General features: G+C 71.5%; 13 protein-coding genes. All 13 read left to right on the top strand.

The features are described from left to right. The first annotated feature begins 64 nt into the window (after window positions 1-64). The 13 genes from AC1DWJ_RS03050 (at window position 65) to pyrF (ending at window position 14237) form a co-directional block, all read left to right on the top strand. Window positions 65-1069 (top strand): SPFH domain-containing protein, encoded by a 1005-nt coding sequence (locus tag AC1DWJ_RS03050; protein ID WP_477619954.1) that lies wholly within the window; start codon window positions 65-67, stop codon window positions 1067-1069. Window positions 1070-1071: 2 nt separating this feature from the next. Then, window positions 1072-1989 (top strand): NAD(+)/NADH kinase, encoded by a 918-nt coding sequence (locus AC1DWJ_RS03045; protein WP_457255521.1) that lies wholly within the window; start codon window positions 1072-1074, stop codon window positions 1987-1989. Window positions 1990-2129: 140 nt separating this feature from the next. Continuing rightward, window positions 2130-2690 (top strand): elongation factor P, encoded by a 561-nt coding sequence (efp, locus tag AC1DWJ_RS03040; protein ID WP_457255520.1) that lies wholly within the window; start codon window positions 2130-2132, stop codon window positions 2688-2690. A 32-nt stretch (window positions 2691-2722) separates the two neighbouring features. Next, window positions 2723-3136: a transcription antitermination factor NusB gene (gene nusB / locus AC1DWJ_RS03035; RefSeq protein ID WP_457255519.1), complete on the top strand. Its 414-nt coding sequence runs from the start codon at window positions 2723-2725 to the stop codon at window positions 3134-3136. Between the two features lie 147 nt (window positions 3137-3283). After that, window positions 3284-3898 carry a bifunctional pyr operon transcriptional regulator/uracil phosphoribosyltransferase PyrR gene (gene pyrR, locus AC1DWJ_RS03030; RefSeq protein ID WP_457255518.1) on the top strand — a complete coding sequence of 205 codons (615 nt, stop codon included), beginning with the start codon at window positions 3284-3286 and terminating at the stop codon, window positions 3896-3898. Then, entirely contained in the window at window positions 3895-4899 is a 1005-nt protein-coding gene (locus AC1DWJ_RS03025; protein WP_457255517.1) for an aspartate carbamoyltransferase catalytic subunit, read from the top strand. Before pyrR ends, AC1DWJ_RS03025 begins: the two co-directional genes overlap by 4 nt. Continuing rightward, entirely contained in the window at window positions 4896-6185 is a 1290-nt protein-coding gene (locus AC1DWJ_RS03020) for a dihydroorotase (RefSeq protein WP_457255516.1), read from the top strand. The genes AC1DWJ_RS03025 and AC1DWJ_RS03020 overlap by 4 nt, the downstream gene beginning before the upstream one ends. Further along, window positions 6182-6946, top strand: coding sequence for a PH-like domain-containing protein (locus AC1DWJ_RS03015; RefSeq protein ID WP_457255515.1), 765 nt, complete (start codon window positions 6182-6184; stop codon window positions 6944-6946). Before AC1DWJ_RS03020 ends, AC1DWJ_RS03015 begins: the two co-directional genes overlap by 4 nt. Next, on the top strand, window positions 6943-8142 hold the full coding sequence (carA, locus tag AC1DWJ_RS03010) for a glutamine-hydrolyzing carbamoyl-phosphate synthase small subunit (protein ID WP_457255514.1): 1200 nt from the start codon (window positions 6943-6945) through the stop codon (window positions 8140-8142). The genes AC1DWJ_RS03015 and carA overlap by 4 nt, the downstream gene beginning before the upstream one ends. Beyond that, entirely contained in the window at window positions 8142-11489 is a 3348-nt protein-coding gene (carB, locus tag AC1DWJ_RS03005; RefSeq protein WP_477619953.1) for a carbamoyl-phosphate synthase large subunit, read from the top strand. Before carA ends, carB begins: the two co-directional genes overlap by 1 nt. Continuing rightward, complete coding sequence (locus tag AC1DWJ_RS03000; protein ID WP_477619952.1) at window positions 11486-12394, top strand: dihydroorotate dehydrogenase electron transfer subunit; 909 nt, start codon at window positions 11486-11488, stop codon at window positions 12392-12394. Before carB ends, AC1DWJ_RS03000 begins: the two co-directional genes overlap by 4 nt. Then, the gene (locus AC1DWJ_RS02995; protein ID WP_477619951.1) at window positions 12394-13350 is read left to right on the top strand and encodes a dihydroorotate dehydrogenase; all 957 of its coding nucleotides are present in this window, start codon (window positions 12394-12396) and stop codon (window positions 13348-13350) included. Before AC1DWJ_RS03000 ends, AC1DWJ_RS02995 begins: the two co-directional genes overlap by 1 nt. Beyond that, on the top strand, window positions 13347-14237 hold the full coding sequence (gene pyrF, locus AC1DWJ_RS02990) for an orotidine-5'-phosphate decarboxylase (protein WP_457255510.1): 891 nt from the start codon (window positions 13347-13349) through the stop codon (window positions 14235-14237). Before AC1DWJ_RS02995 ends, pyrF begins: the two co-directional genes overlap by 4 nt. Window positions 14238-14272 lie beyond the last annotated feature (35 nt).

Genomic DNA, 14272 nt, shown 5'->3' with positions numbered 1-14272 from the left:
TTGACGAGAATAGCAGAAGCGTCGTATCGTAGTAATCGTCATAACGACGATTAAGGAGCTCGAGATGGCTGACATCACCACCGTGCCGTTCCTTCGGCACCTGCGCAGCGGTTCGACGTCGTGGGTCCGGCACAACCGGTCGGGCACCATCGTGCACGAGGGGAACGGACAGTCCTTCTGGTTCCGGCCGCTGTCAGCGATCCTGTCCGAGGTGCCGGTGGACGACCGCGAGCTGCCGATGCTGTTCCACGCGCGCACCCTCGACTTCCAGGACGTCACGGTGCAGGCGGCCATCACGTTCCGGGTCGTGCAGCCGGCGCTGGCCGCCGAGCGCCTCGACTTCGGCCTCGACGACGCGACCGGCCGCTGGCGCAGTGACCCGCTGGGGCAGCTCGGGGCGCTGCTCACGCAGAGCGCGCAGCAGCACGCGCTGGAGGTGCTGGCCGGACTGACCCTGGTCGAGGCCCTCACCCGCGGCTACGCCGAGGTCCGTGCAGCGGTCACCCAGGGAGTTCGGGCCGACGGGCGCGTCGGGGCGACGGGCCTGGAGGTCGTCGAGGTCCGGGTGGTGGCGGTGCGACCGGAGCCCGACGTCGAACGGGCCCTGCAGACGCCCACCCGCGAGCAGGTCCAGCAGGACGCCGACAAGGCGACCTACGAGCGACGTGCGCTCGCGGTCGAGCGCGAGCGGACCATCGCCGAGAACGAGATGCAGAGCCAGATCGAGCTCGCCCGCCGCGAGCAGGAGCTGGTGGGCCAGCGGGGCACCAACGCCCGCCGCAAGGCCGAGGAGGAGGCGGCCTCCGCCGAGATCGAGGCCCGGGCCCAGGCCGCCCGCGACGAGATGCTCTCGACCAGCCAGGCCTCGAGGATCCGCGAGGTCGGCGAGGCGGAGGCCGGGGCCGAGGCGGCTCGGGTGCAGGTCTACGCGACGCTTCCGGAGGGAGTCCTCACCGGCCTGGCCTTCAGGGAGCTCGCCACCAACCTCCCGGCCATCCAGAGCCTGGTGCTCACCCCCGACCTGATCAGCCCCATCCTGGCCAGGCTGGGCCGACCTGAGGAGGGGTGACCGTGGCCACCCTCGCGCCACGGGTCGTGGTCGTCCACCGCAGGACCGAGCTCGAGGCCCTGCTGGACCGGCACGGCACCCGTGGGGCGGCCGAGTTCTTCCTCCGCCAGCGCGGGCGTGACCTGGCCGGGGTGGAGGCGGCCCACGAGGCCCAGGCCGAGGCGCTGCGTGAAGTGGCCGGCGCCGTCCCCGGTGACTGGCGCCGTGGCGTCGTCGAACGAGCCGACCTCCCGCGGTTCCTGTTCGCCGCCGACGACGTCGTGGTCGTCGTCGGTCAGGACGGGCTGGTCGCCAACGCCGCGAAGTACCTCGACGGCCAGCCGGTGGTGGGCATCGACCCGTGGCCGGGCGCCGGTGCGGGCGGGTTGGTCCATCCGGCTCCGGCCCACCTGCGCCACGTCCTGCTCCAGGCGTCGAGCGGAGCAGCCGCCGTGCAGCGGCGGACGATGGTGCAGGCGTCCACCGACGACGGGCAGCGCCTCCTCGCCCTCAACGAGGTCTTCGTCGGGCACCAGTCGCACCAGACGGCGCGCTACCGGCTCGCCGTCGACGACCTGACCGAGCGGCAGGCCTCCTCGGGGCTGGTCGTCTCGACCGGGACCGGCGCCACCGGCTGGTGTGCCTCGCTGGCGGCCGAACGACACAGCGGCCTCGCGCTCCCCACTCCCGAGGACGGCAGGCTGGCGTGGTTCGTCCGCGAGGCGTGGCCGTCGCCGACGACCGGGACCGCCCTGACCGAAGGGCTGCTCACGGCGGGGACCCTCGGACTCGAGGTGCTGAGCGACCGCCTCGTCGTCTTCGGCGACGGCATGGAGAACGACAACCTCGAGCTCTCGTGGGGCCAGCGCATCGAGGTCGGTCTCGCCGCGCAGACCCTGGCGCTCGTCAGCGATTCGGGGGAGCGTGGGGCCGACGGCTAGACTGTCCGCCGACTCCCACCCCGCAACATCCGGGCGTAGCAGGAAATGACAACGTCCCGGGACTGCCGCGCGCTCGCACGCCCGCGGCATACCGATGGCCCTCGACCGGCCTGCGCACCTGAACAGAGAGAGACACTCACGTGGCATCGACCAACGACCTCAAGAACGGCCTGGTCCTGAACCTCGAGGGCCAGCTGTGGACCGTCGTGGAGTTCCAGCACGTCAAGCCCGGCAAGGGCCCGGCTTTCGTGCGGACCAAGCTCAAGAACGTCCTGTCGGGCAAGGTGGTCGACAAGACCTTCAACGCGGGCGTCAAGGTCGAGACCGCGAACGTCGACCGTCGCGACATGCAGTACCTCTACAAGGACGGGTCCGACTACGTCTTCATGGACGGCTCGACCTACGACCAGATCCACATCCCCGAGGCCACCGTCGGCGACGTCGCCAACTACCTCCTCGAGAACCAGACGGCCCAGGTCGCGACCCACGACGGCACGGTCCTCTACGTCGAGCTGCCGACCTCGGTCGTCCTCGAGATCACCTACACCGAGCCGGGCCTGCAGGGCGACCGCTCCACCGGTGGCACCAAGCCCGCCACCCTCGAGACGGGCGCGACGATCAACGTCCCGCTGTTCCTCGAGCAGGGCACCAAGGTCAAGGTCGACACCCGCGACGGCTCCTACCTCGGCCGAGTCAACTAGCGCCGTCTCAACCGCATCGGAGCCCGCACACCGTGTCTGCTAGAAGCAAAGCCCGCAAGCGGGCCATCGACCTCCTGTTCGAGGCCGAGAACCGCGGCATGAACGCGCGTGACCTGCTGGCCGAGCGGCTGGCCAAGCCGGTCACCGAGGTCCCGCTCAACCAGTACACCTCCGACCTGGTCGAGGGTGTCGTCGCGCACTGGAACGACATCAACGAGCTCCTGTCGACCTACTCGCAGGGCTGGACCCTCGAGCGGATGCCGAGTGTCGACCGCGCCATCCTGCGGCTCGGGGCGTTCGAGGTGCTCTACGCGACCGAGGTCCCGGAGAGCGTCGCGATCGCCGAAGCGGTCGAGCTGGCCAAGAGCCTGTCCACGGACGACTCGCCGAAGTTCGTCAACGGCCTGCTCGGTCGGCTGGCCGAGGTCAAGCCCACCCTCGCGTGACGAGGCGCTGACCGAGGTGCCCCCGAGAACGGCGACCCGACTTCGGTGGGCCGGTATGCCGCGGGCCCACGACACGAGGTAGAGTCGCCCGCGAACGACATCCTTTAACGACCTGTCCTGTGAGGCAGGGAAGGAGGTCCTGACGCGATGCGTCCTGACTTTGCGGCACCCTCGGCGGCCCCGCCCACGGCTCCCGTCCCCGAAGCCGTCTCCGGTGACGACGCCCGCTCGGTGATGACCGAGTCGGACATCGCGCGCGTCCTGCGGCGGATCGCGCACGAGATCCTCGAGCACAACAAGGGCGCGGCCGACCTGGTGGTCCTGGGCATCCCGACCCGCGGGGTTGCCCTGGCGCGACGGCTCGCGGCGCTCATCGAGGAGGTCGAGGGCACCCCGGTCGCGGTCGGTGCGCTCGACGTGACCATGCACCGCGACGACCTGCGCCGCCAGCCCACCCGCAGCCCGATGCACACCGACATCCCGCCCACCGGGATCGACGACAAGGTCGTGGTGCTGGTCGACGACGTGCTCTACTCCGGCCGCACGGTCCGGGCCGCGCTCGACGCCCTCTCCGACCTCGGCCGCCCGAGGATCGTGCGTCTCGCCGTGCTGGTCGACCGCGGCCACCGCGAGCTGCCGATCCGCGCCGACCACGTCGGCAAGAACCTCCCGACCTCGAGCAGCGAGAAGGTCAGGGTGCGGCTCAGCGAGCCCGACCACGTCGAGGACCAGGTCACCATCGCCGGAGGGGAGACCCGATGACCACCGCCACCACGAGCAGCACCGTGACCCGCGAGCAGCAGGCAAGCACTCGGCATACCAAGCGGCACCTGTTGTCGTCGGCGGACCTGGACCGTGAGCAGGTCCGGGCCATCCTCGACACCGCGGCGGAGATGCACGGAGTGCAGCAGCGCGAGGTCAAGAAGCTCCCCACCCTGCGCGGGCGCACCGTGGTGAACCTCTTCTTCGAGGACTCCACCCGCACCCGCAGCTCGTTCGAGATCGCCGGCAAGTGGCTGTCGGCCGACGTCATCAACATCAGCGGCAAGGGCTCCTCGACGTCCAAGGGCGAGTCCCTGCGCGACACGGTGCTGACCGTCGCGGCGATGGGAGTCGACGCGCTGGTCATCCGACACCACGCCAGCGGCGCGGCCCACCAGGTCAGCCAGTGGGTCGACGCCCACGTCATCAACGCCGGTGACGGCATGCACGAGCACCCGACCCAGGCCCTGCTCGACGCCTACACGATGGAGCGCCGGCTCGGGAGCCTGGAGGGCCGGCACGTCCTCATCGTCGGCGACCTCACCCACTCGCGCGTCGTACGCTCCAACCTCATCACCCTCAAGACGCTCGGCGCCCGCGTCACCCTGGTCGCGCCGCCGACGCTGATGCCCAGCGGCATCACGGCCTGGGCGAAGGCCGAGGGCTTCGACCTCACGCACGACTTCGACGCGGTCCTGCCCACTGCCGACGCGGTGATGATGCTCCGGGTGCAGCGCGAGCGGATGAGCGGCGGATTCTTCCCGACGGCGCGCGAGTACACGGTCGGCTACGGCCTGACCCGCCCCCGGCTCGACACCCTCGTCACCGCGAACCCCGACGTCGTCATCTGCCACCCGGGCCCGATGAACCGAGGGCTCGAGATCGGCGCGGACGCGGCTGACGCAGCACAGTCGCTCATCCTCGACCAGGTCAGCGCCGGGGTCGCGGTGCGGATGAGCGTCCTCTACCACCTGCTGGCCGGAGAGGAAGGCACCGCATGAGCACGCTGCTGGTCACCGGAGCGGACCTCGCGGGAGCGGGGGCGCAGGACCTGCTCGTCGAGGACGGCCGGATCGTCGAGGTCGGCACGATCCGCTCGGCCAAGGGGGCCGACGTCCTCGACGCCGACGGCCTGGTGGCGCTGCCCGGGCTGGTCGACCTGCACACCCACCTGCGCGAGCCGGGCCGCGAGGACGCGGAGACGATCGCCTCGGGGTCTGCCGCCGCCGCGATCGGTGGCTTCACCGCGATCCTGGCCATGGCCAACACCACCCCGGTGACGGACACCGCGGAGGCGGCCGAGCGGATCCTCGACCTCGGTCGGGCCGCCGGGCTGGTCGACGTCGTGCCGGTCGGGGCCGTCACCAAGGGCCTGGCCGGCGAGGAGCTCGCCGAGCTCGGGCTCATGCACCGCTCCCGCGCCGGGGTGATGGTCTTCTCCGACGACGGCCACTGCGTCCACGACTCGCGGGTGATGCGTCGCGCCCTGGAGTACGTCCGCGCCTTCGGTGGCGTCGTCTCCCAGCACGCCCAGGACCCCCACCTCGCCGGTGCCCAGGCCTGCGCCCACGAGGGCGAGCTCTCCGGTCGCCTCGGGTTGCCGGGGTGGCCCGGCATCGCCGAGGAGTCGATCGTGGCCCGCGACGTCATGCTCGCGCGACACACCGGCTCCCGGGTCCACGTCGCGCACGTGTCGACGGCCGGGACCGTGGAGGTCATCCGGTGGGCCAAGGCGCAGGGGATCGCCGTCACGGCCGAGGTCACGCCGCACCACCTCGTCCTCACCACCGACCTGCTCAGCGGTTACGACCCCACCTACAAGGTGAACCCGCCGCTGCGCCCCCAGGAGGACGTCGACGCCCTGCGCGCCGCACTGGCCGACGGCACCATCGACGCAGTGGCGACCGACCACGCGCCGCACGCCCGACACGACAAGGAGCACGCCTTCGTCGACGCGGCGTTCGGCATGCTCGGGCTCGAGACGGCACTGTCCGTGGTGAGCGACGTGATGGTCGCCGGGGGCCTCCTCGACTGGGCGGGCGTGGCGCGGGTGATGTCGCAGGCACCGGCCCGCATCGCCGGGCTGACCTCCCACGGCCAGCCCCTCGTCGAGGGGTCGCCCGCGCACCTGACGCTGGTCGACCCGACCGCCACCGTGACGGTCGACCGCAGCGCCTCCCTCTCGCTGTCGCGCAACAACCCGTGGCACGGCCGCACGCTCCGGGGCGCCGTCCACGCCACGGTGTTCGGCGGCCGCGTGACGGCCCAGAAGGGAGCCGTCGCGTGACCCGTCTGCAAGCCGTGGGCGTCATGCTCGTGGCCCTCGGGCTCATCTACGCCCTGTTGTATGCCGCGTGGGTGCGCAAGCGCCACCAGCACGAGTCCGCGGCGATCGCCGCGGAGCGCAGCCGGACGTCCCGCGACCACTCCCTCGAGGCGCCCGCGCTGAAGGAGAAGCCCGCACAGGTCATCGTGGAGGGCATCTACGTCAGCACCACCACGGCCGAGAACCGCCTGGAGCGGGTCACGGTGGAGGGGCTGGGCAACCGCGCCAAGGCGACCCTCATCGTGAGCCGGGGCGACGCCGACGAGCTGGTGCGCATCGACCGCCAGGGCGAGGCGACGGTGGTCATCCCCGCGGCGCGCCTGCGCTCGGCCCGGCGCGAGCGCGGCATGGTCGGCAAGTTCGTCGGCGGCAACCGCCTCGTCGTCCTGCAGTGGCGCGCCGAGAACGGCGACGTCTACGAGACCGGCTTCCTGCCGCGCTACAAGGCCGACGTCGAGCGGGTCGAGTCGGCCCTGTGGTGGCACACCGGGGACACCCCCGAGCCCGCCGAGACCCCCGAGCCCGCCGAGACCCCCGAGCCCGCCGAGACCGCTGAGACCGCTGAGACCTCGGAGACCACCGAGAGCTCCGAGACCACCGAGAGCTCCGAGACCTCCACCGTCGAGCAGTCCGGCGACCCGTCCGCACGCCACACCGACGCCGCACCGTCCGCACAGCGGTCCGACGAGCACACCGACAGCACCGGAAAGACGACATCATGAGCGCCGTTGCCACTGGGTTCGACCTGGGCCTGGACCGGGCCCCCGCCGTCCTCGTCCTCGAGGACGGCCGCACCTTCCGCGGTGACGCCTACGGCGCGACCGGGCAGACCGTCGGGGAGGCCGTCTTCTCCACCGGGATGAGCGGCTACCAGGAGACGCTGACCGACCCGAGCTACCACCGGCAGGTGGTCGTGATGACCGCGCCGCACGTGGGCAACACCGGGATCAACGACGAGGACGACGAGTCGGGGCGGATCTGGGTCGCCGGCTACGTCGTGCGTGACCCCGCCCTGCGACCGTCCAACTGGAGGTCGCAGCGCTCGCTCGAGGACGCACTGGTCGAGCAGGGCGTGGTCGGCATCAGCCGGATCGACACCCGCGCGCTGACCCGCCACCTGCGCGAGCGCGGGGCGATGCGCGTGGGCATCTTCTCCGGCGAGAAGGCGCAGCGGTCCGTCGCCGAGCTGGTCGAGACGGTCCAGCAGGCGCCGCTGATGAAGGGAGCGGCCCTGGCCGCCGAGGTGAGCACCGACGAGGCGTATGTCGTGCCGGCCGTGGGGGAGCGGCGGTTCACCGTCGCCGCCCTGGACCTGGGCATCAAGGCGATGACGCCCACCCTCATGGCGCAGCACGGCATCGAGGTGCACGTGCTCCCGGCCACCTCCACCATCGACGACATCGTGGCGGTGGGGGAGGGCGGCCCCGACGGCGTGTTCTTCTCCAACGGCCCGGGCGACCCCGCCACCGCGGACGCGGAGGTCGCGGTGCTGCGCCAGGTGCTCGACGCGCGGATCCCCTTCTTCGGCATCTGCTTCGGCAACCAGCTGCTCGGCCGCGCGCTGGGCTTCGGCACCTACAAGCTGAAGTACGGCCACCGCGGCATCAACCAGCCGGTGATGGACCGGACCACCGGCAAGGTCGAGGTGACCGCCCACAACCACGGGTTCGCCGTCGACGCCCCGACCGACCGCGAGGTGACGGCGCCCGCCGATGCCGACGGCACGGCCTACGGGCGGGTGAGGGTCTCGCACGTGTGTCTCAACGACGACGTGGTCGAGGGCCTCGAGTGCCTCGACCTCCCCGCCTACTCGGTCCAGTACCACCCGGAGGCGGCCGCCGGTCCGCACGACGCTGCCTACCTGTTCGACCGGTTCGTCGAGTTGATGAGCAACAACGAGAAGGGAAACCGCGCCTGATGCCGAAGCGGGAAGACATCAAGAGCGTCCTCGTCATCGGGTCGGGGCCGATCGTCATCGGCCAGGCCTGCGAGTTCGACTACTCCGGCACCCAGGCCTGCCGCGTGCTGCGCGAGGAGGGCATCCGCGTCATCCTGGTGAACTCCAACCCGGCGACGATCATGACCGACCCGGAGTTCGCCGACGCCACCTACGTCGAGCCGATCACCCCCGAGATCGTCGAGGCGATCATCGCCCGCGAGCGTCCCGACGCGGTGCTCGCGACCCTCGGCGGCCAGACCGCCCTCAACTGCGCGATCTCGCTGCACGACTCCGGAGTCCTGGAGAAGTACGACTGCCCGCTCATCGGGGCCAACGTCGACGCCATCCAGCTCGGCGAGGACCGCGAGAAGTTCAAGGGCGTCGTCGAGCGCTGCGGTGCGGAGTCGGCCAAGTCCGTCATCTGCCACTCGATGGACGAATGCGTCAGTGCCGCAACGCAGCTCGGCTATCCCGTGGTCGTCCGCCCGTCGTTCACGATGGGTGGCCTCGGGTCCGGTTTCGCCTATGACGAGACCGACCTGCGCCGCATCGCGGGTGCCGGCCTGCAGTACTCGCCCGTCACCGAGGTGCTCCTCGAGGAGTCGATCACCGGGTGGAAGGAGTACGAGCTGGAGGTGATGCGCGACCACGCCGACAACGTCGTGGTGGTCTGCTCCATCGAGAACCTCGACCCGATGGGCGTGCACACCGGCGACTCGATCACGGTGGCCCCGGCGCTGACCCTCACCGACCGCGAGTACCAGCGGCTGCGCGACATCGGCATCGCGATCATCCGCGAGGTCGGCGTCGACACCGGTGGCTGCAACATCCAGTTCGCGGTCAACCCGGTCGACGGCCGCATCATCGTCATCGAGATGAACCCGCGCGTCTCGCGCAGCTCTGCCCTGGCGTCCAAGGCGACCGGCTTCCCGATCGCCAAGATCGCCGCGAAGATGGCCATCGGCTACACCCTCGACGAGGTGCCCAACGACATCACCCGCGAGACCCCGGCATCGTTCGAGCCGAGCCTCGACTACGTGGTGGTCAAGGTGCCGCGGTTCGCCTTCGAGAAGTTCCCTGCCGCCGACCCGACCCTCACCACGACGATGAAGTCCGTCGGCGAGGCGATGGCCATCGGCCGCAACTTCACCGAGGCGCTCCAGAAAGCCCTGCGTTCGTTGGAGCGCAAGGGCAGCACCTTCCACTGGGATGGCCCGACCCCCAGCGAGGAGCAGGCCCGCACCTTCCTGCACACGGCGAAGACACCGACCGACGGTCGGATCGTCACCGTGCAGCAGGCCATGCGCGGCGGGCTCTCGGTCGAGGAGGTGCACGAGGCCACCGGCATCGACCCGTGGTTCCTCGACCAGATGGCCCTCATCAACGCCATCGCCAGCCGGGTCGCGGCGTCGCCCGAGCTCACGCCGGCCCTGCTGCGGCTGGCCAAGCGGCACGGCTTCAGCGACGCCCAGCTCGCCTCCCTGAGGGGCATGCCGGAGGCGGTCGTCCGCGGCGTGCGGCACGCCCTCGGGGTGCGCCCGGTCTACAAGACCGTCGACACCTGCGCGGCCGAGTTCGCCGCGACGACCCCGTACCACTACAGCGCGTACGACGAGGAGACCGAGGTCGCGCCCCGCGAGCGGCCGGCGGTCCTCATCCTCGGCAGCGGCCCGAACCGGATCGGCCAGGGCGTCGAGTTCGACTACTCCTGCGTGCACGCCAGCTTCGCCCTGCGCGACGCCGGCTACGACACGGTGATGGTGAACTGCAACCCCGAGACCGTCTCCACGGACTACGACACCAGCAGTCGCCTCTACTTCGAGCCGCTGACCCTCGAGGACGTCCTCGAGGTCGTGCACGCCGAGCAGCAGGCCGGTCCGGTCGCCGGGGTCATCGTGCAGCTCGGTGGCCAGACCCCGCTCGGGCTCGCCAAGGCGCTGAAGGAGGCCGGTGTGCCGATCGTGGGCACCAGCCCCGAGGCGATCGACCTCGCCGAGGACCGTGGCGCCTTCGGCCGGGTCCTCGCCGAAGCCCAGCTGCCGGCGCCCAAGCACGGCACGGCCTACAGCGCCGCCGAGGCGGTCGAGGTGGCGCGCGAGATCGGCTACCCGGTGCTGGTGCGGCCCTCCTACGTGCTCGGTGGACGCGGCATGGAGATCGTCTACGACGACGAGACCCTGGCCACCTACGTCACGCGGGCCACCGTCGCGAGCCCAGAGCACCCGGTGCTGGTCGACCGCTTCCTCGACGACGCCATCGAGATCGACGTCGACGCGATCTACGACGGCACGGACATGTACCTCGGCGGGATCATGGAGCACATCGAGGAGGCCGGCATCCACTCCGGCGACTCGGCCTGCACCCTCCCGCCGGTGACGCTCGGGGTCGCCGAGCTGGAGCGGGTCCGCGAGGCCACCCTCAAGCTCGCGGAAGGCATTGGTGTGCGCGGGTTGATGAACGTCCAGTTCGCCCTCGCGCAGGACATCCTCTACGTGCTCGAGGCCAACCCCCGGGCCTCCCGGACCGTGCCGTTCGTCGCGAAGGCCACGGGCGTCCCGGTCTCCAAGGCCGCGGCCCGGGTGATGCTGGGCGCCACCATCAAGGAGCTGCGCGAGGAGGGCCTGCTGCCGCCCCACGGTGACGGGGGCTCGATGCCCAGCCACGCCCCGGTCGCGGTCAAGGAGGCGGTCCTGCCGTTCAAGCGGTTCCGCACCAAGGACGGACAGGTGGTCGACAGCCTGCTGGGGCCGGAGATGCGCTCCACGGGCGAGGTCATGGGCATCGACCAGGACTTCGGGACCGCCTTCGCCAAGGGCATGCTCGCGGCGGGTTCCGGCCTGCCGCGCGAGGGCAAGATCTTCGTCTCGGTCGCCAACCGCGACAAGCGGGCAATGATCTTCCCGGTCAAGCGGCTCGCCGACCTCGGCTTCACCATCGTCGCGACCACGGGCACCGCGGATGTGTTGCGGCGCAACGGGATCCCGTCCGACGTCGTGCACAAGCACAGTGAGCGCGAGGAAGGCGACTCCAGCATCGTCGACCTCATCCTCGACGGCCAGATCGCCATGGTCGTCAACACGCCGAGCGGTCCCAACGCGCGGGCCGACGGCTACGCGATCAGGGCGGCGACGACCTCGATGGACAAGCCCATCGTCACCACGGTCCAGGAGCTGGCCGCCGCCGTGCAGGGCATCGAGGCCCAGATGCAGGGTGAGTTCACCGTGAAGCCGCTCCAGGAGCACGCCCGCGACCTCGACCTCTACGGGGTCGGCACCGGAGTGGGGGCCGCGCCCAGGAAGCCCGGCAACGCGGGGGGTGTCGCGTGAGCGCGGCGAGCACGCGGCATACCGGCCTCGAGGGGTCCAGCGTCGTCCAGGTGACGGGCGAGCTGATCGCCACCCGCCGGGCCGGCGCCTACCACCACCTCACCTTCGTGGCACCCGGCCTGGCCGAGCTGGCCCGCCCCGGTCAGTTCGTCGCCCTGGCGGTCGGCGGCGACACCAGCGCGAACCTGCTGCGACGGTGCTTCTCGATCCACAAGGTGAGCCCGTCCGGCACCTACGGCGGCACGGTCGACGTGGTGATCTCCGCGGTCGGCGCCGGCACCGAGTGGCTCAGCACCCTGCGGGCCCACGACGAGGTCGACATCGTCGGCCCGCTCGGCCGCCCGTTCCCACTGCCCACCGAGCCGGTGGCGTGCGTCCTCGTCGGCGGTGGCTACGGCAGCGCACCGCTGTTCTGGCTCGCCGAGGCGCTGCGCGGGCGTGGCTGCCACGTCGAGATGGTGCTCGGTGCCGCCACGGAGTCCAAGCTCTTCGGCGTCCTGGAGGCCCGCCGCTACGCCGACGGCGTGACCGTCACCACCGATGACGGCTCGATGGGCAACCAGGGCTGGGTGTCCGACGTCCTCGCGATGGTCATCCGGCGCACCGGCGCGGCCGTCGTCTACGGCTGCGGGCCGATGGGGATGCTGAAGTCCGTCACCGATGTCGCCACGGCCGAGGGCGCCGTGGCGCAGGTGGCGGTCGAGGAGTCGATGGCGTGCGGGGTGGGCGTCTGCATGACCTGCGTGATGCCGGTGACCGGAACGGACGGGGCGACCCGCATGGTGCGCTCGTGTGTCGAGGGCCCGGTCTTCCGCGGCGACCGGGTGCGCTGGGACGCGTTCTCGGACGGGCGGTGCGCCGTGCCCGCCGACGCCCTCGGTGCACCTCGGGTGGGGGGTCACTGATGCCGGTCGACATGTCGGTGCGCCTCGGCGCCGCGACCCTGCCGAGCCCGATGATGACCGCCTCCGGCTGCGCGGCCAACGGGCGCGAGCTCGCCCGGTTCTTCGACATCCGTGAGCTCGGGGCCTTCGTGACCAAGTCCGTGATGGCCGACCCGCGCTCCGGCCGCGGCACCCCACGGATGGCCGAGACGCCCTCGGGGATGCTCAACTCGATCGGACTCCAGGGTCCGGGCATCTCCGCGTTCGTCGACCAGGACCTCGCCTGGCTGAAGCAGGCCGGGGCCCGCACCCTCGTGTCCATCGCCGGCAACACCAGCGGCGAGTTCGCCGACGTGGCGGCGACCCTGCGGGCCAGTGCCGCCTTCGACGCGGTCGTCGGGGTCGAGGTCAACATCTCCTGCCCCAACGTCGCCAACCGCGGGCTGGTCTTCGCCTGCGACCCGATGGCCAGCGCCAAGGTGGTCGCGCTGGTCCGCGAGCAGCTGCCCCGCGACGTGCCGATCTTCGCCAAGCTGACGCCCGACGTGACTGACATCGTGGGCGTCGCGCAGGCCTGCGTGAAGGCCGGCGCCGACGGACTGACGATGATCAACACCCTGCTCGGCATGGTCATCGACACCGACCGGCTCCGGCCCCAGGTGGCCGGGGTCACCGGCGGCCTCTCCGGGCCAGCGGTCCGCCCGGTCGCGGTGCGCGCGATCTGGCAGACCCGGGCGGCGATGCTCGAGGGGCGGCTGCCCACGGTGCCGATCATCGGCGTCGGGGGAGTGCGCACCGGACGCGACGCCCTCGAGCTGGTCGCCGCCGGAGCCAGTGCCGTCCAGGTGGGCACGGCGACCTTCAACGACCCGAGCGCCCCGGTGCGCGTGGGCCGAGAGCTGGCGGGGCTCTTGGAGGACAAGGGATTCGAGCGGTTCACCGACGTCGTCGGTGTGGCCCACGGGAGGGTGGCATGACGAACACCACGAGCACGACCACGGAGCCGAGCATGACCGGACTGACCTTCGGGCAGCGGCTGCGCGCCACCACGGACACCCACGGCCCGCTCTGCGCCGGCATCGACCCGCACCGTGCGCTGGTCGAGTCGTGGGGCCTCGGCTACGACCTCGACGGCCTGGCCCGGTTCACCGACGCCTGCGTCGAGGCGTTCGCCGGGCACGTGGGCGTGGTGAAGCCCCAGTCCGCGTTCTTCGAGGTCTTCGGGTCGCGGGGCGTGGCCATCCTCGAGGGCGCCATCGACGCGCTGCGCGAGGCGGGCACCCTGGTCATCCTCGACGCCAAGCGCGGCGACATCGGCTCGACCATGGCGGCCTACTCGGAGGCCTACCTCGGCAAGGACGCCGTCGCCCCCGGCGACGCCCTGACGGTCAGCCCCTACCTCGGCTTCGAGTCGCTGCGGCCCGCGCTCGACCTGGCAGCGCAGACCCACCGAGGGGTCTTCGTGCTCGCGCTCACCTCCAACCCGGAGGGGCGCACGGTGCAACACGCCCGACTGCGCGAGATGAGCGTCGCTGAGAGCATGGTCACGTCGGCGGCCGCCGAGAACGCCGCCGCGGCCGCCAGGGGTGAGCTGGGGAGCGTCGGCCTGGTCGTCGGGGCCACGGTCGGGACAGCCGTCCAGGAGCTCCAGCTCGACCTGGCAGCGGTCAACGGACCGCTGCTGTCACCGGGCGTGGGTGCCCAGGGAGGCACCACGGACGACCTGCGCCGGGTCTTCGGCGATGCGCTCCCGAACGTCCTGCCGGCCAGCAGCCGGGAGGTGCTGACGGCCGGACCGGACGTCGCGTCCCTGCGTGACCGCGCCCTCCAGACCAGCGCCGCGCTGGGCGCCCTGCTGCGCTGACGGCTCCCCTGGAGGGCACGTGGGGGCCACCTCGA

This window comes from Pedococcus sp. P2_D7, assembly GCF_056404295.1.
The sequence above is the reverse complement of the archived record's forward strand: the minus strand, read 5'-3'. Positions and strand labels throughout refer to the sequence as shown.

Coding starts and splice junctions, on each gene's coding strand:
- AC1DWJ_RS03050 (WP_477619954.1), top strand. CDS start 65: ATGGCTGACATCACCACCGTGCCGTTCCTTCGGCACCTGCGCAGCGGT.
- pyrR (WP_457255518.1), top strand. CDS start 3,284: ATGCGTCCTGACTTTGCGGCACCCTCGGCGGCCCCGCCCACGGCTCCC.
- AC1DWJ_RS03025 (WP_457255517.1), top strand. CDS start 3,895: ATGACCACCGCCACCACGAGCAGCACCGTGACCCGCGAGCAGCAGGCA.
- AC1DWJ_RS03020 (WP_457255516.1), top strand. CDS start 4,896: ATGAGCACGCTGCTGGTCACCGGAGCGGACCTCGCGGGAGCGGGGGCG.
- carA (WP_457255514.1), top strand. CDS start 6,943: ATGAGCGCCGTTGCCACTGGGTTCGACCTGGGCCTGGACCGGGCCCCC.
- carB (WP_477619953.1), top strand. CDS start 8,142: ATGCCGAAGCGGGAAGACATCAAGAGCGTCCTCGTCATCGGGTCGGGG.
- AC1DWJ_RS02995 (WP_477619951.1), top strand. CDS start 12,394: ATGCCGGTCGACATGTCGGTGCGCCTCGGCGCCGCGACCCTGCCGAGC.
- pyrF (WP_457255510.1), top strand. CDS start 13,347: ATGACGAACACCACGAGCACGACCACGGAGCCGAGCATGACCGGACTG.